18 protein-coding genes are annotated in these 18,561 nt (G+C 70.3%); 6 read left to right on the top strand and 12 right to left on the bottom strand.

Annotated features, from left to right (window positions below; translation table 11 throughout):
• Window positions 1–228: 228 nt before the first annotated feature.
• From greA to ACJ7VY_RS09005, 7 genes are all read right to left on the bottom strand, one after another.
• Window positions 229–705 (bottom strand): transcription elongation factor GreA, encoded by a 477-nt coding sequence (gene greA, locus ACJ7VY_RS08975; protein ID WP_104938909.1) that lies wholly within the window; start codon window positions 703–705, stop codon window positions 229–231.
• The gene (gene carB / locus ACJ7VY_RS08980; RefSeq protein WP_104938910.1) at window positions 702–3,944 is read right to left on the bottom strand and encodes a carbamoyl-phosphate synthase large subunit; all 3,243 of its coding nucleotides are present in this window, start codon (window positions 3,942–3,944) and stop codon (window positions 702–704) included. The genes greA and carB overlap by 4 nt, the downstream gene beginning before the upstream one ends.
• 109 nt (window positions 3,945–4,053) lie before the next feature.
• Window positions 4,054–5,181 (bottom strand): glutamine-hydrolyzing carbamoyl-phosphate synthase small subunit, encoded by a 1,128-nt coding sequence (gene carA, locus ACJ7VY_RS08985; RefSeq protein WP_409475450.1) that lies wholly within the window; start codon window positions 5,179–5,181, stop codon window positions 4,054–4,056.
• A gap of 207 nt (window positions 5,182–5,388) precedes the next feature.
• Window positions 5,389–6,117, bottom strand: a complete 729-nt coding sequence (gene dapB / locus ACJ7VY_RS08990) for a 4-hydroxy-tetrahydrodipicolinate reductase (RefSeq protein WP_409475451.1) — start codon at window positions 6,115–6,117, stop codon at window positions 5,389–5,391.
• Window positions 6,118–6,315: 198 nt separating this feature from the next.
• Complete coding sequence (locus ACJ7VY_RS08995) at window positions 6,316–6,570, bottom strand: DUF6587 family protein (RefSeq protein WP_161613760.1); 255 nt, start codon at window positions 6,568–6,570, stop codon at window positions 6,316–6,318.
• On the bottom strand, window positions 6,570–8,432 hold the full coding sequence (gene feoB / locus ACJ7VY_RS09000) for a ferrous iron transport protein B (RefSeq protein WP_313230967.1): 1,863 nt from the start codon (window positions 8,430–8,432) through the stop codon (window positions 6,570–6,572). The genes ACJ7VY_RS08995 and feoB overlap by 1 nt, the downstream gene beginning before the upstream one ends.
• Window positions 8,429–8,674 (bottom strand): ferrous iron transport protein A, encoded by a 246-nt coding sequence (locus ACJ7VY_RS09005; protein WP_104938914.1) that lies wholly within the window; start codon window positions 8,672–8,674, stop codon window positions 8,429–8,431. The genes feoB and ACJ7VY_RS09005 overlap by 4 nt, the downstream gene beginning before the upstream one ends.
• Before the next feature lie 120 nt (window positions 8,675–8,794).
• On the opposite strand from ACJ7VY_RS09005, the gene ACJ7VY_RS09010 reads away from it, so the two are divergent.
• The 5 genes from ACJ7VY_RS09010 (at window position 8,795) to yeiP (ending at window position 12,403) form a co-directional block, all read left to right on the top strand.
• On the top strand, window positions 8,795–9,592 hold the full coding sequence (locus tag ACJ7VY_RS09010; RefSeq protein ID WP_321988863.1) for an enoyl-CoA hydratase-related protein: 798 nt from the start codon (window positions 8,795–8,797) through the stop codon (window positions 9,590–9,592).
• Window positions 9,589–10,482 carry a hydroxymethylglutaryl-CoA lyase gene (locus ACJ7VY_RS09015; protein ID WP_409475452.1) on the top strand — a complete coding sequence of 298 codons (894 nt, stop codon included), beginning with the start codon at window positions 9,589–9,591 and terminating at the stop codon, window positions 10,480–10,482. Before ACJ7VY_RS09010 ends, ACJ7VY_RS09015 begins: the two co-directional genes overlap by 4 nt.
• Before the next feature lie 26 nt (window positions 10,483–10,508).
• Window positions 10,509–10,925, top strand: coding sequence for a DUF4189 domain-containing protein (locus ACJ7VY_RS09020; protein WP_313230975.1), 417 nt, complete (start codon window positions 10,509–10,511; stop codon window positions 10,923–10,925).
• A gap of 73 nt (window positions 10,926–10,998) precedes the next feature.
• On the top strand, window positions 10,999–11,769 hold the full coding sequence (locus ACJ7VY_RS09025) for an SDR family NAD(P)-dependent oxidoreductase (RefSeq protein WP_054666018.1): 771 nt from the start codon (window positions 10,999–11,001) through the stop codon (window positions 11,767–11,769).
• Window positions 11,770–11,836: 67 nt separating this feature from the next.
• On the top strand, window positions 11,837–12,403 hold the full coding sequence (gene yeiP, locus ACJ7VY_RS09030; RefSeq protein WP_104938919.1) for an elongation factor P-like protein YeiP: 567 nt from the start codon (window positions 11,837–11,839) through the stop codon (window positions 12,401–12,403).
• A 155-nt stretch (window positions 12,404–12,558) separates the two neighbouring features.
• On the opposite strand, the gene ACJ7VY_RS09035 is transcribed toward yeiP, so the two are convergent.
• From ACJ7VY_RS09035 to ACJ7VY_RS09050, 4 genes are all read right to left on the bottom strand, one after another.
• A complete protein-coding gene (locus ACJ7VY_RS09035) occupies window positions 12,559–12,825 on the bottom strand; it encodes a DUF2249 domain-containing protein (protein WP_409475453.1) in 267 nt (88 codons plus the stop codon).
• A gap of 93 nt (window positions 12,826–12,918) precedes the next feature.
• A complete protein-coding gene (locus ACJ7VY_RS09040) occupies window positions 12,919–14,658 on the bottom strand; it encodes a DUF4105 domain-containing protein (RefSeq protein WP_409475454.1) in 1,740 nt (579 codons plus the stop codon).
• Window positions 14,658–14,957 (bottom strand): DUF2388 domain-containing protein, encoded by a 300-nt coding sequence (locus ACJ7VY_RS09045; RefSeq protein WP_104938922.1) that lies wholly within the window; start codon window positions 14,955–14,957, stop codon window positions 14,658–14,660. The genes ACJ7VY_RS09040 and ACJ7VY_RS09045 overlap by 1 nt, the downstream gene beginning before the upstream one ends.
• A 48-nt stretch (window positions 14,958–15,005) precedes the next feature.
• Complete coding sequence (locus tag ACJ7VY_RS09050; RefSeq protein ID WP_409475455.1) at window positions 15,006–16,394, bottom strand: FAD-binding oxidoreductase; 1,389 nt, start codon at window positions 16,392–16,394, stop codon at window positions 15,006–15,008.
• 205 nt (window positions 16,395–16,599) lie between these two features.
• Between ACJ7VY_RS09050 and serA the strand changes: the two genes are divergently transcribed.
• Window positions 16,600–17,841: a phosphoglycerate dehydrogenase gene (gene serA / locus ACJ7VY_RS09055; RefSeq protein ID WP_104938924.1), complete on the top strand. Its 1,242-nt coding sequence runs from the start codon at window positions 16,600–16,602 to the stop codon at window positions 17,839–17,841.
• A gap of 73 nt (window positions 17,842–17,914) precedes the next feature.
• On the opposite strand, the gene ACJ7VY_RS09060 is transcribed toward serA, so the two are convergent.
• Window positions 17,915–18,511 (bottom strand): NUDIX hydrolase, encoded by a 597-nt coding sequence (locus ACJ7VY_RS09060; RefSeq protein WP_409475456.1) that lies wholly within the window; start codon window positions 18,509–18,511, stop codon window positions 17,915–17,917.
• Window positions 18,512–18,561: the final 50 nt, after the last annotated feature.

Below are 18,561 nucleotides of genomic sequence, written 5' to 3' on the forward strand. Positions count from 1 at the left end.
CCGGGTTGTCTCGGATCCGGCGGGTGTCGCCGGGGCATGAGCGAGGGTACGGGCGAAACCGGCGGCCGCCAAACCCCGCCTGGCCGCGGCCGCCCCTGCGATCACGGCGCCTGTGCCGCGGCCCCAGGGAAGCCAGGCCCTGCCCCCGCGCCTGGCGGAAGCGGGGACGGCCGTGCATGCCTGGCGTCATCGCCGGCGCGTCGCGCGGGAAAGCCCGCGCCGCCGGACTCAATCGAGGTATTCGACGCTGACGATCTCGTACTCGCGCTGGCCGGCCGGCGCGGCGATGGCGACGGTATCGCCCTCGTTCTTGCCGATCAGGGCGCGCGCCACCGGCGAGGAGATGGCGATCAGGCCGAGTTTGATGTCCGCTTCCAGGTCGCCGACGATCTGGTAACGCTTCTCCTCGTCGCTCTCCACGTCGGCCAGCGTCACGGTCGCGCCGAACACCACCCGGCTGCCGGCGTTGAGCTTGCTGATGTCGATGATCTCGGCATGCGACAGCTCGCCTTCCAGCTGCTTGATGCGGCCTTCGATGAAGCCCTGCTCCTCGCGCGCGGCATGGTACTCGGCGTTCTCCTTGAGGTCGCCGTGCTCGCGTGCCTCGGCGATCGCGGCGATCACCTTCGGACGCTTTTCGGTCTTCAGGTGGTCCAGCTCGTCGCGCAGCCGCTGCGCGCCCTTGAGGGTGATGGGGGCTCTCATGCGTTCAACTCCTTGTGCAGTTCCTGCAGCGACCAGACCGGGCCGGTGCCGCGGAATTCCAGCGATTGCACCAGCGCCTTGGCGCCGGCCACCGTGGTCGAATAGGTGACGCGCTGCTGCAGCGCCTCACGGCGGATCGAGAACGAGTCGTTGATCGCGGCACGGCCTTCGGTCGTGTTGACGATGTAGACGATCTCGCCGTTCTTGATGCTGTCGACGATGTGCGGGCGGCCTTCGACCACCTTGTTGACCACTTCGCAGGCAATGCCCTGCTGCTGCAGCCACGCCGCGGTGCCGCGGGTGGCCACCACCGAGTAGCCGCGCTCGACCAGGCCCTGTACCGCCGGCAGCACGCGCGGCTTGTCGGCGTCGCGCACCGAGATGAACGCCTTGCCCGGCGGCGGGGTCTTGATGCCACCGGCCTCCTGCGCGCGCGCGAAGGCGGCGCTGAAGCTGCGGCCCACGCCCATCACCTCGCCGGTGGAACGCATTTCCGGCCCGAGGATCGGGTCCACGCCCTGGAACTTGGCAAACGGGAAGATCGCTTCCTTCACCGAGTAGTAGTCCGGCACCACTTCGCTGGTCGCGCCCTGCTCGGCCAGGCTCATGCCGGCCATGCAGCGGGCGGCGATCTTGGCCAGCGGCACGCCGGTGGCCTTGGACACGAACGGCACGGTGCGCGAGGCACGCGGGTTGACTTCCAGCAGGAAGATCACGTCGTTGCCATCGGCGTCGGGCTGGATCGCGAACTGGGTGTTCATCAGCCCGACCACGTTCAGCGCCTTGGCCAGTTCGCGCACCTGGCGGCGCAGCTCGTCCTGGGTGGCCGGCGACAGCGAGTACGGCGGCAGCGAGCAGGAGGAGTCGCCCGAATGCACGCCGGCTTCCTCGATGTGCTCCATCACCCCGCCGATCAGGACGTTGCCGTCCTTGTCGCAGATGATGTCCACGTCCGCTTCCACCGCGGCGTCGAGGAAGTGGTCCAGCAGTACCGGCGAGTCATTGGAGACCTTGACCGCGTCGCGCACGTAGCGGGCCAGGTCGGATTCGCCGTAGACGATTTCCATGGCGCGGCCACCGAGCACGTAGCTCGGGCGCACCACCAGCGGGTAGCCGATCTCGCGGGCCAGCACCAGCGCCTCGTCGGCGGTGCGCGCGGTGCGGTTCGGCGGCTGCTTCAGGCCCAGTTCCTGCACCAGCTTCTGGAACCGCTCGCGGTCCTCGGCCAGGTCGATGGAATCGGGCGAGGTGCCGATCACCGGCACGCCGTTGGCTTCCAGCGCGCGCGCCAGCTTGAGCGGGGTCTGGCCGCCGTACTGCACGATCACGCCCTTGGGCTGCTCCAGCTCGACGATCTCCAGCACGTCCTCCAGCGTCAGCGGCTCGAAGTACAGGCGGTCGGAGGTGTCGTAATCGGTGGAGACGGTTTCCGGATTGCAGTTGACCATGATGGTTTCATAGCCGTCCTCGCGCAGGGCGAGCGCGGCATGCACGCAGCAGTAGTCGAACTCGATGCCCTGGCCGATGCGGTTGGGGCCGCCGCCGAGGATCATGATCTTGTCGCGGTTGCTCGGGTTGGCCTCGCACTCGTCCTCGTAGGTCGAGTACAGGTAGGCGGTGCTGGTGGCGAACTCGGCGGCGCACGAATCCACCCGCTTGTACACCGGGCGCACCTTGTGCGCGCGGCGCAGGGCGCGGATCGCCGCCTCGTTGGTGCCGGTCAGCTGCGCCAGCCGCGCGTCGGAGAAACCGGCGCGCTTGAGCGCGCGCAGGCGCTTGCCGTCGAGCGCGTCGATGCCTTCGGCGCGCACCTGCTTCTCGTCGGCGATGATGTCCTCGATCTGGTCCAGGAACCACGGGTCGATCCAGGACAGGCCGTAGACGTCGTCCACGCCCATGCCGGCGCGGAACGCGTCGCCCACGTAGAACAGGCGCTCGGGGCCCGGCGCCTTGAGCTCGCGCTTGAGCGTGGCGATGTCATCCTCGTTGCCCAGGTCCAGGCCGGTCGGGTCCAGCCCGATCTTGCCGGTCTCCAGGCCGCGCAGGGCCTTCTGCAGCGATTCCTTGAAGGTGCGGCCCATCGCCATCACCTCGCCCACCGACTTCATCTGGGTGGTCAGGCGCGCGTCGGCGGCCGGGAACTTCTCGAAGGCGAAGCGCGGGATCTTGGTGACCACGTAGTCGATCGACGGCTCGAACGAGGCCGGGGTCAGGCCACCGGTGATCTCGTTCTTCAGTTCGTCCAGGGTGTAGCCCACCGCCAGCTTGGCGGCGACCTTGGCGATCGGGAAGCCGGTGGCCTTGGAGGCCAGCGCCGAGGAACGCGATACGCGCGGGTTCATCTCGATCACCACCACCCGGCCGGTGGTCGGGCTGATGCCGAACTGCACGTTGGAACCACCGGTGTCCACGCCGATCTTGCGCAGCACGGCGATCGAGGCGTCGCGCAGGCGCTGGTATTCCTTGTCGGTCAGGGTCTGCGCCGGGGCCACGGTGATCGAGTCACCGGTGTGCACGCCCATCGGGTCCAGGTTCTCGATCGAGCAGACGATGATGCAGTTGTCCGCGGTATCGCGGACCACTTCCATCTCGAACTCCTTCCAGCCCAGCACCGACTCCTCGACCAGCACTTCGGTGGTCGGCGACAGTTCCAGGCCACGGTTGACGATCTCGATCAGCTCTTCGCGGTTGTAGGCAATGCCGCCGCCGCTGCCGCCCAGGGTGAAGGACGGGCGGATGATGGTCGGGTAGCCGACCCGGGTCTGGATCTCCAGCGCCTCTTCCAGCGTGTGGGCGACGGCGGCCTTCGGGCACTCCAGGCCGATCTCCTGCATCGCCACGCGGAACAGCTCGCGGTCCTCGGCCATGCGGATCGCTTCGCGCTTGGCGCCGATCAGCTCGACGTTGTACTTCTCCAGCACGCCGTGGTCGGCCAGGTCCAGCGCGCAGTTCAGCGCGGTCTGCCCGCCCATGGTCGGCAGCAGCGCGTCCGGGCGTTCCTTGTCGATGATCTTCTCGACGGTCTGCCAGTTGATCGGTTCGATGTAGACCGCGTCGGCCATCTCCGGATCGGTCATGATCGTGGCCGGGTTGGAGTTGACCAGCACCACGCGGTAACCCTCGTCGCGCAGCGCCTTGCACGCCTGCGCGCCGGAGTAGTCGAACTCGCAGGCCTGGCCGATGACGATCGGGCCGGCGCCGATGATCAGGATGGTTTTTAGATCGGTGCGCTTTGGCATTTCAGTACTCGCATGGGGGCTGCGGCGGGCCGCAGTGAGTGAAGACGTGCGCTGGAGGGCCGCATCCGTCGCGGCCGTGCCGGAACGGGAGGCCGGTCCGGCGGCGGGATTACCTGGCCTGGGCCATCATCGCGATGAAACGGTCGAACAGCGGCGCCACGTCGTGCGGCCCGGGCGACGCTTCCGGATGGCCCTGGAAGGAGAACGCCGGCGCGTCGGTGCGCTCCACGCCCTGGATGGTCTGGTCGAACAGCGAGCGCTGGGTAACCCGCAGGTTCGCCGGCAGCGTGCTTTCATCGATGGCGAAGCCATGGTTCTGCGAGGTGATCATGACCCGGCCGCTGTCCAGGTCCTGCACCGGGTGGTTGGCGCCGTGGTGGCCGTGGCCCATCTTCATGGTGTTCGCGCCCGAGGCCAGGCCGAGCAGCTGGTGGCCCAGGCAGATGCCGAAGGTCGGGATCTTCTTGTCGAGGAAGGTCCTGATCGCGTTGATCGCGTAGTCGCACGGCTCCGGGTCGCCCGGGCCGTTGGACAGGAACACGCCATCGGGATTCATCGCCAGCACCTCGGCGGCCGGGGTCTGCGCCGGCACCACGGTGAGGTCGCAGCCGCGCTCGGCGAGCATGCGCAGGATGTTGGCCTTGACCCCGAAATCGTAGGCCACGACCTTGAACTTCGGCTCGGCCTGGACGAACCGGCCCTGGTCCAGGTCCAGCTGGCCTTCGCGCCAGGCATAGGGCTTGTCGGTGCTGACCACCTTGGCCAGGTCCATGCCCTTCAGGCCGGGGAACTTGCGCGCCGCCTCCAGCGCCTTGTCCACGTCGATGTCCGGGCCGGCCATCAGCGCGCCGTTCTGGGCACCGCGCTCGCGCAGGATGCGGGTCAGCTTGCGGGTATCGATGCCGGCGATGGCGACCACGCCGCGCTGCTGCAGCCAGTCCGGCAGCGAGCGCTGGTTGCGCCAGCTGCTCGGGCGGCGCGGCACGTCGCGCACGATCAGGCCCGCGGCCCAGACCTGCGACGCCTCGTTGTCCTGCTCGGTGGTGCCGGTGTTGCCGATGTGCGGATACGTCAGGGTGATCATCTGCCTGGCGTAGGACGGATCGGTCAGCATTTCCTGGTAACCGGTCATCGCGGTGTTGAACACCACCTCACCCACGGACAGGCCGGGCGCGCCTACGGATTCGCCCTCGAATACGGTGCCGTCTTCGAGCACGAGGATTGCGGCTTGGGTCACGGGAATCTCACTTTGGCTACCGAGGGGGCTCCGAAGCCACGCCTGCGCTCACGGCAAAAACCGGTTGCAAAAAAGCGCGGACGGCGGTGTTAAACCGGTCCGGCTGACGTGATTCGGCGAGCGGGAATTGTAAAGGCATGGGCGCCATCGGCGCCAGCGCCGCGTGCGTGCGTCGCCGGCCCGCCGGCTGCCGTGCCCGGCGCCTGTTCAGCTGCTGGCGGGCGCCACCAGCTCGCGCACCGAATAGCGCCCGGGCGCCCGCCCGTGCAGCTGCCGCGCCACATGCAGGGCACCCCGGGCGAAAATGTCGCGGTTGGTGGCGCGGTGCACCAGTTCCAGCCGTTCGCCCATCCCGGTGAACTGGACCAGGTGCTCGCCGATGATGTCGCCGGCGCGCAGGCTGGCGTAACGCGGCTCGGCGCCCCCGTGCCTGGCCGACTCCCCGAGCGTGAGCGCGGTACCGGACGGGGCATCCTTCTTGTGCACGTGGTGCGATTCGACGATGTCGCAGTCCCAGCCCGGCAGGCTCGCCGCCGCCCGCTCCACCAGCTCGGCCAGCACCGCCACGCCCAGGCTGAAATTGGTCGCCCAAGTCAGCGGGATCCGCTGCGCGGCGGCCGCCAGCGCCGCCTGCTGCGACGCATCGATGCCGGTGGTGCCGGAAACGAACGCCACGCCGCGCGCCACGCACAGCGCCAGCACCGGGTCGAAGCCGCCCGGCAGGCTGAAATCGATGGCCACGTCGAACTCGGGCACACCCGGCATTTCACTGGCGGCGAAGTGCGGCACGCCGTCGATCACGCGCTGTGCCGGCGCCTTGCGCAGCACCGCGGCGACCACCTGCAGCGCGGGATCGTCCGCCGCCAGCCGCAGCAGGGCCTGGCCCATGCGCCCGGAAGCACCGTGAATGAGCAATCGCAGGGGAGTCTGGTTCATGCCCGCAGGCTAGCGGCAGCATGCCCGCCCGGGCAAGCGCCGGCGCCGCCACGCTGAACGCTCCTTCATGCACGGGATAACCATCGCCCGATGCGTGGCGGCGCGCCGGAACCACCCGAGGTCAGCGCCGACCCGGCGTCTGGCGGCCCGCGCCGCCGCTGTCGTGGCCGGCCGGGCCCACCGCCACCGGCGCGCGTTTCAGTGTTGCCGCGGTGGATTCGGCCCGCAGCCGCCGCAGCCACCACAACCGTCATCGCCGCCGCCAGCCGGCGGCGCCAGCCGGCGCCCCAGCGCCTGCAGCCGCGCCGGGCGCTGCGGCTTCAGCAGCCACAGCACCAGCGCCCCGCGCAGCCGGCGCACGGTACCGGGGAACTGCTTCTTCAGCACCACCCACGCGCTGGCCAGCACGGCCAGGGCGATGATCGCGTACTGCAGCAGCAGGCCCCGGTCCATCAGCCCGCCCCCAGCGCCACGGCGACCTGGTAGGTGACCAGCGAAGCCAGCCACGCCGCCGCGAACAGGTAGCCGGCGGCGAACGCCATCTGCTTCCACGAGTTGGTCTCGCGCTTGATCGTGGCCAGCGTGGAAATGCACATCGGCGCGTAGATGTACCAGACCAGCAGCGACAGCGCGGTGGCCAGCGACCAGCCGTCGCTGATCAGGGGGGTCAGCGCCTGCGCCGCGGCATCGTCGTCGGCCGCCGACAGTGCGTACACCGTGGCCAGCGAGGCCACCGCCACTTCGCGCGCGGCCAGCCCCGGGATCAGCGCGATGCAGATCTGCCAGTTGAAGCCCAGCGGCGCGAAGAACACCGCCATCGCGTGGCCGATGCGGCCGGCGAAGCTGTAATCGATGGCCGGCAGGGTGGCGTCGGCCGGTGCCGCCGGGAACGACAGCAGGAACCACAGCAGGATGGTCAGCGCCAGGATGATGCCGCCCACGCGCTTGAGGAAGATCATGCCGCGCTCGTACAGCCCCACCGCCAGGTCGCGCAGGTGCGGCAGGCGGTAGGACGGCAGCTCCAGCAGCAGCGGGTGCTCGCCCTTGTCGCGACGGAACTTCTTCATCGTCCACGACATCGCCAGCGCGCTGAGGATGCCGGCCACGTACAGGCCGAACAGCACCAGCCCCTGCTGGTTGAACACGCCCCACACGGTCTTCTGCGGGATGAACGCGCCGATCAGCAGCGCATACACCGGCAACCGCGCCGAGCAGGTCATCAGCGGCGCGACCAGGATCGTCGCCAGCCGGTCGCGCGGGTCCTGGATGCTGCGCGTGGACATGATGCCCGGCACCGCGCAGGCGAAGCTGGACAGCAGCGGGATGAACGAGCGCCCGGACAGCCCGGCCGCGGCCATCATCCGGTCCAGCAGGAACGCCGCGCGCGGCAGGTAGCCGGACTCCTCCAGCGCGAGGATGAAGAAGAACAGGATCAGGATCTGCGGCAGGAACACCAGCACGCCGCCGACACCGGCAATGATGCCGTCCACCAGCAGGCTGCTCAGCGGCCCCTCGGGCAGGGTCGAGCCGACCAGGGCGCCGAGCCAGGCGAAACCGGCCTCGATGCCGTCCATCAGCGGCGTGGCCCAGGCATAGACCGCCTGGAAGATCAGGAACATCACCGCCGCCAGGGTCAGCAGCCCGAACACCGGGTGCAGCAGCCAGCGGTCCAGCGCATCGTCGATCTTCGCGGTGCGCGTGGGCATGCGCACCGCGGCGGCGAGGATGTCGCGCACCTGGGCATGGTGGTCGGCGGCGGCCACCACCTGCGGCGGCGCCATCGACGCCACCTGCGGCATCATCGCGTCGATCCGCGCGACCAGTTCGCTGGCGCCGTTGCGGCGCACCGCGACGGTCTCCACCACCGGCACGCCCAGCGCCCGTTCCAGCGCCGCCACGTCGATGGCGATGCCGCGCCGGCGCGCGGCGTCGACCATGTTCAGCGCCACGATCATCGGCTTGCCCAGCTCGCGCACTTCCAGCGCGAAGCGCAGGTGCAGGCGCAGGTTGGTGGCGTCGACCACGCACACCAGCGCATCGGGCGCGGGCTCGCCGGGGTAGAAACCGCGGCACAGGTCGCGGGTGATGGCCTCGTCCAGGCTCGCCGGCTGCAGGCTGTAGGCGCCGGGCAGGTCCAGCACCGCGTATTCGCGCCCGGACGGCGCGCGCATGCGCCCTTCCTTGCGCTCGACGGTGACGCCGGCGTAGTTGGCCACCTTCTGGCGGCTGCCGGTGAGCTGGTTGAACAACGCGGTCTTGCCACTGTTCGGATTGCCCACCAGGGCCAGCCGCGACACGCTTGTCGCTGCGTTCATGCCGCGTCCTCCTGCCTGATCCGGATGCGGGCGGCCTCGCTGCGCCGCAGCGCGAAGCGGGTGAAGCCGACCTGCACCAGCAGCGGCTCGCCGCCCACCGGCCCGCGCGCGACCACGCGCACGTCCTCGCCGTCGACGAACCCCAGCTCCCTCAACCGCCGCGCAATCGCATCATTGGGATGCAGGTCCCGCACCGCCTCCACCTGCGCGGGTGCATGCAGCGGCAAATCTGACAACGTCACTGAATGGCGCCTTTGAATAGGTTGATAAGAATGGTTATCAATTGTAGCACCGTCGCGCGCGGTCTTGCTGCCCCGGGCGCTCCGCTATGATCCATGCACCAAACGCACGCATGGACCCCAATGAGCGAGGCACTGCTCGTCAGCCGCGAGAACGCCGTGGCGACGCTCCACCTGAACCGCCCCGAGCTGCACAACGCGTTCGACGCCGGGCTGATCTCCACCCTCACCGCCGCGCTGGAGGCGGCCGCCGCCGATCCGGCGGTGCGCGCCGTGGTCCTGGCCGGGCATGGCCCCTCGTTCTCGGCCGGCGCCGACCTGCAGTGGATGCGCGCCATGGCCGGCGCCTCGCAGGAAGAGAACCGCCAGGACGCGCTGGCGCTGGCGCGGCTGATGCGCACCCTGGACGAGCTGCCCAAGCCGACCATCGCCCGCGTGCATGGCGCCAGCTTCGGCGGCGGCGTCGGCCTGGTGGCCTGCTGCGACATCGCCATCGCCGCCGAAGGCGCCCGTTTCGGCCTGACCGAGAGCCGCCTGGGCCTGCTGCCGGCGGTGATCTCGCCGTATGTCATCGCCGCCATCGGCCCGCGCCAGGCGCGGCGCTGGTTCGCCACCGGCGAGCACTTCGACGCCGCCGACGCATTGCGCATGGGGCTGGTGCACCAGGTGGTCGCCGCCGACGCGCTCGACGCCGCGGTGCAGCGGCAACTGCAACTGATCGGCAAGGCCGGCCCGGTCGCCGCGGCCGCGGCCAAGGTGCTGGTGCGCGAGGTTCATGCCGCTGGCGGCGACCGCGATGCGCTCGACCGCGCCAATGCCGGGCTGATCGCCGCGCTGCGCGCCTCCGACGAAGGCCGCGAGGGCCTGACCGCGTTCCTAGAAAAGCGGCCGCCGCGCTGGGCCGCGCAGGAGCCGCGATGAGCGATTTCGTCCGCATCGTCGAGGTCGGTCCGCGCGACGGCCTGCAGAACGAGAAGCAGCAGGTCGCCACCGCCGACAAGATCGCGCTGATCGACCGGCTGTCGGCCACCGGCCTGCGCAGCATCGAGGCCACCAGCTTCGTCAGCCCGAAATGGGTACCGCAGCTGGCCGACGCCGCCGAGGTAATGGCCGGCATCGCCCGCCGCCCCGGCGTCGCCTACCCGGTGCTGGTGCCGAACGAACAGGGCTATGACCGCGCCCGCGCGGCCGGGGCGCGGGAAGTGGCGGTGTTCACCGCTGCCTCCGAGCAGTTCAACCGCACCAACACCAATGCCGGCATCGACGAATCGCTGCAGCGCTTCGCGCCGGTGCTGGAACGGGCCAGGGCCGACGGCATCCCGGTGCGCGGCTACGTGTCCACCGTGCTCGGCTGCCCTTACCAGGGCGAGGTGCCGCTGGCCGACGTGGTACGGGTGGCGCGCACGCTGTACGCCATGGGCTGCCACGAGATCTCGCTGGGCGACACCATCGGCGTCGGCACCCCGCGCAAGGCGCGCGCGATGCTGCGCGCGGTCGCCGCGGAGGTGCCGATGGCCGCGCTGGCGGTGCACTTCCACGACACCTACGGCCAGGCCCTGGTCAACATCGCCGCGTGCCTGGAGGACGGCGTGCGCGTGGTCGATTCGGCGGTGGCCGGCACCGGCGGCTGCCCCTACGCGCGCGGCGCCAGCGGCAATGTCGCCAGCGAGGACGTGGTTTACATGCTGCACGGCATGGGCATGGACACCGGCATCGACCTGCCGGCCCTGGCCGACACCGGGCGCTGGCTGGCCGGCGTGCTGGGCCGCGACAACGGCAGCAAGGCCGGCAAGGCCATGTCGCCCCCCTGATGAACGCAACGAAAGGACGCTCGCGCATGCTCCGCACCACCCTGCTCATCGCCGCCCTGCTGCCCGCAGGCAGCGTCATGGCCGCCTCGGCCGTGGTCTTCTCCGATTCCGGCGCCTACGGTTTCGCCTACAACCATCCCTCGGCAAGCCTCGCCCTGCAGACCGCCATCGGCCACTGCGCGCGGCGCTCGGGCAACTGCACCGAAGTGGCCAGTACGTCGGCCGACAGCGGATACTCGGCCATCGCCAGTGGCAGTGCCGCGTTCGGCCATGCACTGGGCGAGCGCGATGAGCGCGCCGCGATCGACAAGGCCCTGGCCATGTGCCGGCGCGCGGCCGACGACTGCCAGCTTGAGTTCCTGTGGCGGGAACGGCCGGTACCCGCGCCCCTGCGCCTGCCTGCGCACCCGCCGATGCCCGTCCCCGCCCCCCGTCCATACTGATCCGGTCGCCGTCCTGCTGTAGGGAAGGCGGCATCGGCTAGAATCGGCGACTCTTCACCGCAGGATCGTCCCGATGCAGCTGTCCTCCGTCCGCGCCGTCGTCACCGGCGGCGTCTCCGGCCTCGGCCTGGCCGTGGCCCGGCACCTGGTCGCCAACGGCGGCAAGGTCGCCCTGTTCGACCTCAACGAGGAAAAAGGCACCGCCGCGGTCGCCGAACTGGGCACGGACAATGCCCGCTACTTCACCACCAACGTCACCGACGAAGCCGGCGTGGCCGCCAATCTGGCCGCCGCGCGCGAATTCCTGGGCGGGCTGAACGTGGTGATGAACTGCGCCGGCATCCTCGGCGCCGGCCGCGTGCTCGGCCGCGAGGCGCCGATGCCGCTGTCCAACTTCCAGGCCACGGTGATGGTCAACCTGGTCGGCAGCTTCAACGTGGCCAAGGCCGCCGCCGACCTGATGCAGCACAACGAAGCCGGCGTCGACGGCGAGCGCGGCGTGATCATCAACACCGCCTCGGTCGCCGCCTACGAAGGCCAGATCGGCCAGGCCGCCTACTCCGCCTCCAAGGGCGGCGTGGTCGGCATGACCCTGCCGATGGCGCGCGAGCTGTCGCGCTTCGGCATCCGCGTGATGACCATCGCGCCGGGCGTGTTCTGGACGCCGATGGTGGACGGCATGCCGGCCAACGTGCAGGAGTCGCTCGCCGCGTCGATCCCGTTCCCATCGCGCCTGGGCCAGCCGGACGATTTCGCCGCCCTGGTCGGCCACATCATCGGCAACACCTACCTCAACGGCGAGACCATCCGCCTGGATGGCGCCGTGCGCCTGGCACCCAAGTGATCCACCCCGCGGGCGCCCACAAGGCGCCCGCTTCGATTTCCCCCTTACCCCAACCGACTTTCCAAGCATGAAAGCCAGCGATATCAAGAAAGGCAACGTCGTCGAATACAACAACGGCGTCTACCAGATCCGCGACATCGAGCGCAGCTCGCCGCAGGGCCGCGGCGGCAATGTCCGCTTCCGTTTCATCATGTACAGCGTGCCGGGCGGCAACAAGCTCGACGCCAGCTTCGACGCCGACGACAACCTGCCGGAAGTCGAACTGCTGCGCCGCCAGTCGACCTTCTCCTACATGGACGGCGACGCCTTCGTGTTCCTCGACGACGAGGATTACACCCCGTACACGCTGGACGCGGACGTGATCGGCGACGACGCCGGCTACATCACCGAGGGCCTGGCCGGCATCTACGTGCAGGTGATCGACGAGCAGCCGGTGGCGATCCAGCTGCCGCAGCACGTGACCCTGGAAGTGGTCGAGACCCCGCCGGAACTCAAGGGCGGCACCGCCACCAAGCGCCCGAAGCCGGCCAAGCTCAACACCGGCATCGAGATCATGGTCCCGGAGTACATCGCCAACGGCGAGCGCATCCTGGTCAACACCAGCACCGGCGAGTTCGGCGGCCGCGCCGACTGATCCACCGCTGGGCACCCCATGCGACGGCGCCCGCGGGCGCCGTCGTCGTTCATGGTCATCGGCGGCGGTACGCGACCCGGCGCTGTCAGCAGGTCCCGTCGATGCCTGCGCCGGAAGCCACGACACGCCGGTGGCGGCCGCGCCCCCGCTGCAGATCACCCTTCGGGCAGGCCATGGACGCCGAAATCGATCACCACCGCATCCGCTCCGCGCTGCAGGTAGCTGATCGACAGGTGCGCGCCGAAGCGCTGGCCGAGCTGGTCCAGCAGCGGGATCGGGTCGTGGTCGTTGATGAAACGCATGGTCTCGCCGTTGCGCAACGCGCCCAGCGCGCCGAAGATCGCCGCGTGGCGGAACCGCCGCGCCACGCCGCGCGCGTCGAAGACGTGCACGTGCGGGGCCGGATCGAGGGAAACAGGCATTGCGGGAACTCCATCATGGGAAACCCGGCCCATGCCAGGCCGCGCCACGGGCACCGCCCTGACCGGGGTCAAGACCCGCGCCGATGCCCCGCTTCAGTCCGGCACGGCGGCCAACGCGCGCATGCGTTCGGCCAGCCAGCGCACCCGCTCCCTGCTGCGCTCGAGCTCCTCGCGCTGCGCCGGCGGCAGCGCCTGCTCGGCGCTTTCGTGCAGCGCCTGCCAGCGTGCCTGCCCGTCCTCGCCGAGCCGTGCCAGTGCCTGCGCCAGCGCGTCCAGTTCATCGGGCTGGGCGATGCCGTAGCCGGCGGCTGGCAGCAGTGATGCCGGCGCATCCAGCAGGCCGCTGAACCGCTGCCAGTCGGCCACCCGCGCCTGCAGTTGCGGCGTGGCGCCCTCCAGGTGCCGCTTGAGCTGGGCGAGCGCGCGCAGTTCGGCACGGCGCAGCGCCGCCGTTTCCAGCACCCACCAGGCCGCGGTGGCCTGCAGTGGCAGATCCGGGGTGGGCTCGCCGCGCTGCCGTGCCGGACTGTCCAGCCAGCGTTCGAGCGGCAGCGGCGGCACCCGGCCCGCCTGCCGCAGGCCATGCAGCAAGTGCGCGTAATCGGCGCGGGCCGAGGCGAAGTACAGGCCGTCGTCCGCGCCTGGCGGCGGCGCCTGCCGCGCGGCCAGGCCGGCATCCTGCAGCCGCCGCAGCACGCCGCGCGGCGTGGTGGCCTGCAGCCGCCGGCGCGGCGGGGTCAACGCCAGGTCGAGCAGGCGCCCGCTCTCCACCGCGCAGTTGTTGCCGATGAAGCGATAGCGCCCGTCGTAGCTCCAGTGCGCGCGGGCGGCCAGCTGCAGCAGCGCGTCGATCTGCGCCGGCGACAGCGCCAGCGGCCAGGCCTGCAGGTCGCGCAGCTCGATGCGGGTGTATTCGTCGATCACCTGGTCCAGCGGCAGCACGAACAGCCGTGCCGGATAGGCGCCGGTCAGCCCGCGCCAGTTGGATATCTGCACGTCGTTGACGAAAGCGCGGAAGGACAGCACCCGGTGGTAGGCCAGGTCCATCCGGCAGCGCGGGCCCGGTTCGCGGCCGGGCGCGCAGACCACCAGGCGCAGCATGGAATGGCCGAACCTGCTCATCGCCGCGTCGCCGGCACCGGCCAGCAGGTAGTCCACCGCGTAGATCCGGGCCGGGTCCAGCGTTTCCAGCTCCAGCTGCGCCGGCGCGACGCCGGCCACCAGCAGCGGCAGCGCGGCGGCGCAGGCCACCGGCGCAAGCGGCGCCGGCCCCAGCTGCTGCCGGAACCACGCCGCCAGCGCCGGCCGCCGGCACGGATACCGCGGGTCGAGCAGGTACCACTCCAGGTTGACCGCGAATGCCTCGGCCGGGCTGTGCCGCTCATAGCCGTCGGGGCTGCGCAGCGTGTACGGGTTGGCACCGCGCCGGTCCCATCCGGCAAGCCGACGGAACGCCGGTTGCCGCGACCAGCCGCCGCCTTCGCCCCGGTCGAAGGCGTGGGCGATCTCGTGCAACAAGGTGGCCCGGGCCAGGTCGTGTGCGGTGGCGGTGGCCGTCGCCGCCTCCTCAAGCAGTTCCGGCGACAACCGAAGTTGGCCACGCCGGTGGCGGCCGGCAATGTCGGCGGGCAGGCCAGGATCGAAGCGCAGCGTCAGCCGCCGCGGGTCGGCCTGCCAGCGTCCGGGCAGGCGTTCGTGGGCACGGGCAAGCAGGTCGCGGGCGCGCTGCTGCGCCGGCGGGTCCAGCCCGGCCGGATCCAGCGCCAGTTCCAGCGCCGGGGCGCCGCCGCTGGCCAGCAGCAGCGCGGCGGCCAGCACAGCCGCCAGGCGCATCAGCGGGCGAGGATGGTCCGCGCCAGTTGCATGTCGCTGGCCTGGGCGGCGCCGGCGTCGTGCTGGCGCAGGTACAGCAGCGCGGCCTGCAGCCGCGCGCCGCGCAGGCGGCCGTCGCTGGCGACGAAGCCGGCGGCCTCCTCGCGCGCGGCCTGGATCACCTTGTCATCGCCCGACGAGCTGCTCGACCCCTTGGACGAGGCGCCGGCGGAAGTACCGGCGGTGCTGCCGGCAAAGCTGGAGGCCAGCAGCGGCGCGGAGGCGAGGAGCAGGACGCAGGTCAGGAACGGACGGATCATCGGCGGAGACAACGCTGGGGACAGGCGTCGAGCGTAACCGGCCGCCGCCTACAGGTCGAACACCTTGCCCGGATTCATCAAACCCAATGGGTCGAATGCCTGCTTCACCCCGCGCATCAGCGCGATTTCCGCCGCATCGCGGGTGCTGGACAGGTAGGGCTTCTTGACCAGGCCGATGCCATGCTCGGCCGAGATGCTGCCGTGGAAACGGTGCAGCACCTGCGCCAGCAGCTTGGTCACGTGCTCGCACTGGCCCACGAACTCGGCGTCGCTGGTGTCGTCGGGCTTGAGCACGTTGATGTGCAGGTTGCCGTCGCCGATATGGCCGAACCAGACCACGTCGAAATGCGGGTAGGCGCCGCCGATCAGCGACTGCGCCTCGGCCAGGAAGTCCGGCATCGCAGAGATCCGCACCGACACGTCGTTCTTGTACGGCCGGTAGCGCGCCAGCGCCTCGGTGATGCCCTCGCGCAGGCGCCACAGCTGCTGCGCCTGCGCCTCGCTGGCGCTGATCACCCCGTCCAGCACCCAGCCCTGCTCCATGCAGTGCTCGAACGCGGCCAGTGCCGCGGCCTCGCCCGCTTCGTCGGCCGCGGCGTACTCGGTGACCACGTAGTACGGGTAGGTTTCGGCGAACGGGTACGGCGCGCCATGCGCGGTGACGTGCTGCACCGCGCGGTCGGTGAAGAACTCGAACGCCTCCAGCTGCAGGCGTTCGCGGAACGCGGAGAACACCTGCATCAGCACCTCGAACGAAGGCAGCGCCAGCAGCATGACGTTGGTCGCCGGTGGCGGATCGACCAGCTTCAGCGTCGCCTCGACCACGATGCCGAGGGTGCCCTCCGAGCCGATCATCAACTGGCGGAAGTCGTAGCCGCTGGAGTTCTTGATCAGGCCCTTGTTGAACTCGAGCAGTTCGCCGTTGCCGGCCACCACCTTGAGGCCGGCCACCCACTCGCGGGTATTGCCATAGCGGATCACGCGGATGCCGCCGGCGTTGGTGGCGATGTTGCCGCCGATCGAGCAGGACCCGCGCGCGGCGAAGTCCACCGGGTACTGCAGGCCGTGCTCGCGGGCGGCGTTGTGCACGGCCTCCAGCGGCATGCCGGCCTGCACGGTGAGGGTGCGGTCCACCGCGTTGAAATCCAGCGCCTTGTTCAGCCGCTCCAGGCTCAGCACCAGCTCGCCGTTGGCCGCCACCGCGCCGCCGGACAGGCCGGTCCTGCCGCCGGAGGGCACCACCGCCACGGTGTTCTGGTTGGCCCAGCGCACCACCGCCTGCACTTCCTCGACGCTGCCCGGCAGCGCGATGGCCAGCGGTGCCGGCGTCCAGCGCCGGGTCCAGTCGCGCCCGTAGTGCTCCAGGTCGGCCGGATCGGTCTTCAGGCGCAGCCCCGGGCAGGCAAGCAGCAGGGTGTCCAGGCGCGGGTCGGTCATGGCGTTGTTTCGAAGGCGTGAAAGCCGGCAAGCGTGCCAGCCCCGCCGCGGCGCGTCCAGTCACCCGCGCAGCGCCGAAGACGGCCGCGGTAAATTCAGATGAAACCTTTTGTGTTCAAGGTGTTGCCGCATGGCGCAGCGCACCAAAAGCCGGGCCGGTTCTGGCATAGTGAACGGCCCATCCCCTCCACCCGCCGTGGCCGCCATGTCGCCCAAGAAGACCTCGTTCCCGAAGCAGGACATCCGCGTTTTGTTGCTGGAGGGGGTCAGCCAGACCGCCGTGGATACCTTCAAGGCGGCCGGCTATTCGCAGATCGAGTACCACACCAAATCGCTGCCCGACGACGAGCTGAAGGCGCGCATCGCCGAGGCCCACATCATCGGCATCCGCTCGCGCACGCAGCTGGACGCCGAGGTGCTGGCGCATGCCAAGCGCCTGATCGCGGTGGGCTGCTTCTGCATCGGCACCAACCAGGTGGACCTGGAGGCGGCCGAACTGGCCGGCATCCCGGTGTTCAACGCGCCCTACTCCAACACCCGCTCGGTGGCCGAACTGGTGATCGCCGAGGCGATCATGCTGACCCGCGGGGTGCCGCAGAAGAACGCCGAGTGCCACCGCGGCGGCTGGTCCAAGTCGGCCGATGGCAGCCACGAGGTGCGCGGCAAGACCCTGGGCATCATCGGCTACGGCCACATCGGCACCCAGGTCGGGGTGCTGGCCGAGGCGCTGGGCATGCAGGTGATCTTCCACGACATCGAGACCAAGCTGTCGCTGGGCAACGCACAGCCGGCCGCCAGCCTGGACGACCTGCTCGCCCGCGCCGACGTCGTCACCCTGCACGTGCCGGAAACCGCCGCCACGCAGTGGATGATCGGTGCACCGCAGCTGGCGAAGATGAAGCGTGGCGCGCACCTGATCAACGCCGCGCGCGGCACCGTGGTGGTGATCGAGGCGCTCGACGCGGCCCTGCGCTCGGGGCACATCGGCGGCGCCGCGGTGGACGTGTTCCCGGTCGAGCCCAAGGGCAACGGCGACCGTTTCGAGTCGCCGTTGGCCGCGCACGACAACGTGATCCTGACCCCGCACGTGGGCGGCAGCACGCTGGAGGCGCAGGACAACATCGGCGTCGAGGTGGCGGCCAAGCTGGTGCGCTACAGCGACAACGGCAGCACCCTGTCGGCGGTCAACTTCCCCGAAGTGACCCTGCCCGAGCACGAACAGAGCCTGCGCCTGCTGCACATCCACCGCAACGTGCCCGGCGTGCTGTCGCGGCTCAACGAGGTGTTCTCGCGCCACAACCTCAACATCGACGGCCAGTTCCTGCGCACCAACCCGAAACTGGGCTACGTGGTGGTGGACATCAGCGCCACCGTGGAACAGGCCAACGCGATCCGCGACGAACTGGCCGCGATCGACGGCACGCTGCGTACCCGCATCCTGTACTGAGCGCGGCGCCGACCCGCGGGCGCGATCCCGCCGCGCGCCCCGGCGAGCGCTGCCGGGACCGCGGCGCGCGGCCTCAGTGCGCGTGCGCCAGCCAGCGCAGCGCCATGCGCCGCAGCGAGGCGTCGGCCTGCGCATCGGCGGCGATGGCATCGATCGCGCGCCATGCCAGGTCCAGCGACTCCGCGCTGACCAGGAAGCGCTCGTCGGTGCCGGCGCGCACCACGTAGCGCACGTCGTAGTGCCAGTGGCCGGGCACGTCGCCGCGCCCGGGAATCCAGTGCCGGTCAAGATCGAACGGCACCGGCGCCTGCAACGACAACCCGGGCAGGCCCGATTCCTCCTGCGCCTCGCGCAGCGCCACCGCGGCCAGGTCGCGGTCACCGTCGGCATGCCCGCCCAGCTGCAGCCAGCGCCCCAGCTTGCGGTGATGGGTCAGCAGCACCCGCTGGCCATCGGCGCTGACCAGCCAGGCGCTGCCGGTGAAGTGGCCGGCAAGGCGCGAGCGCTGGAACGGGTCGGCGCCCTGCGCGTCGAGCAGGTCCAGGAATTCCGCCGCCACCTGCGCATGCTCCGGCACCCGCCGCGCGTAGTCCTGCAACGTGTCGCGCAGGCGTCCCTCGTGTTCGTACATGACTGCAGGCACATCCCATCGATCCGACCAGGCGGCCATTATCACCGGCCATGCTGCACCTGCGCTTGTCGGTTTGGCCGGGCTTTGGC

Origin of the sequence: Stenotrophomonas sp. Y-13 (assembly GCF_046267925.1) — a bacterium.
Classification (GTDB): domain Bacteria; phylum Pseudomonadota; class Gammaproteobacteria; order Xanthomonadales; family Xanthomonadaceae; genus Stenotrophomonas; species Stenotrophomonas acidaminiphila_A.

Bases quoted from the DNA above. Each gene is read 5' to 3' on its own strand.
- greA (WP_104938909.1), bottom strand. From the start codon at position 705: ATGAGAGCCCCCATCACCCTCAAGGGCGCGCAGCGGCTGCGCGACGAG.
- carB (WP_104938910.1), bottom strand. From the start codon at position 3,944: ATGCCAAAGCGCACCGATCTAAAAACCATCCTGATCATCGGCGCCGGC.
- dapB (WP_409475451.1), bottom strand. From the start codon at position 6,117: ATGAACCAGACTCCCCTGCGATTGCTCATTCACGGTGCTTCCGGGCGC.
- ACJ7VY_RS08995 (WP_161613760.1), bottom strand. From the start codon at position 6,570: ATGGACCGGGGCCTGCTGCTGCAGTACGCGATCATCGCCCTGGCCGTG.
- feoB (WP_313230967.1), bottom strand. From the start codon at position 8,432: ATGAACGCAGCGACAAGCGTGTCGCGGCTGGCCCTGGTGGGCAATCCG.
- ACJ7VY_RS09010 (WP_321988863.1), top strand. From the start codon at position 8,795: ATGAGCGAGGCACTGCTCGTCAGCCGCGAGAACGCCGTGGCGACGCTC.
- ACJ7VY_RS09015 (WP_409475452.1), top strand. From the start codon at position 9,589: ATGAGCGATTTCGTCCGCATCGTCGAGGTCGGTCCGCGCGACGGCCTG.
- ACJ7VY_RS09020 (WP_313230975.1), top strand. From the start codon at position 10,509: ATGCTCCGCACCACCCTGCTCATCGCCGCCCTGCTGCCCGCAGGCAGC.
- ACJ7VY_RS09025 (WP_054666018.1), top strand. From the start codon at position 10,999: ATGCAGCTGTCCTCCGTCCGCGCCGTCGTCACCGGCGGCGTCTCCGGC.
- yeiP (WP_104938919.1), top strand. From the start codon at position 11,837: ATGAAAGCCAGCGATATCAAGAAAGGCAACGTCGTCGAATACAACAAC.
- ACJ7VY_RS09035 (WP_409475453.1), bottom strand. From the start codon at position 12,825: ATGCCTGTTTCCCTCGATCCGGCCCCGCACGTGCACGTCTTCGACGCG.
- ACJ7VY_RS09040 (WP_409475454.1), bottom strand. From the start codon at position 14,658: ATGCGCCTGGCGGCTGTGCTGGCCGCCGCGCTGCTGCTGGCCAGCGGC.
- ACJ7VY_RS09045 (WP_104938922.1), bottom strand. From the start codon at position 14,957: ATGATCCGTCCGTTCCTGACCTGCGTCCTGCTCCTCGCCTCCGCGCCG.
- ACJ7VY_RS09050 (WP_409475455.1), bottom strand. From the start codon at position 16,394: ATGACCGACCCGCGCCTGGACACCCTGCTGCTTGCCTGCCCGGGGCTG.
- serA (WP_104938924.1), top strand. From the start codon at position 16,600: ATGTCGCCCAAGAAGACCTCGTTCCCGAAGCAGGACATCCGCGTTTTG.
- ACJ7VY_RS09060 (WP_409475456.1), bottom strand. From the start codon at position 18,511: ATGGCCGCCTGGTCGGATCGATGGGATGTGCCTGCAGTCATGTACGAA.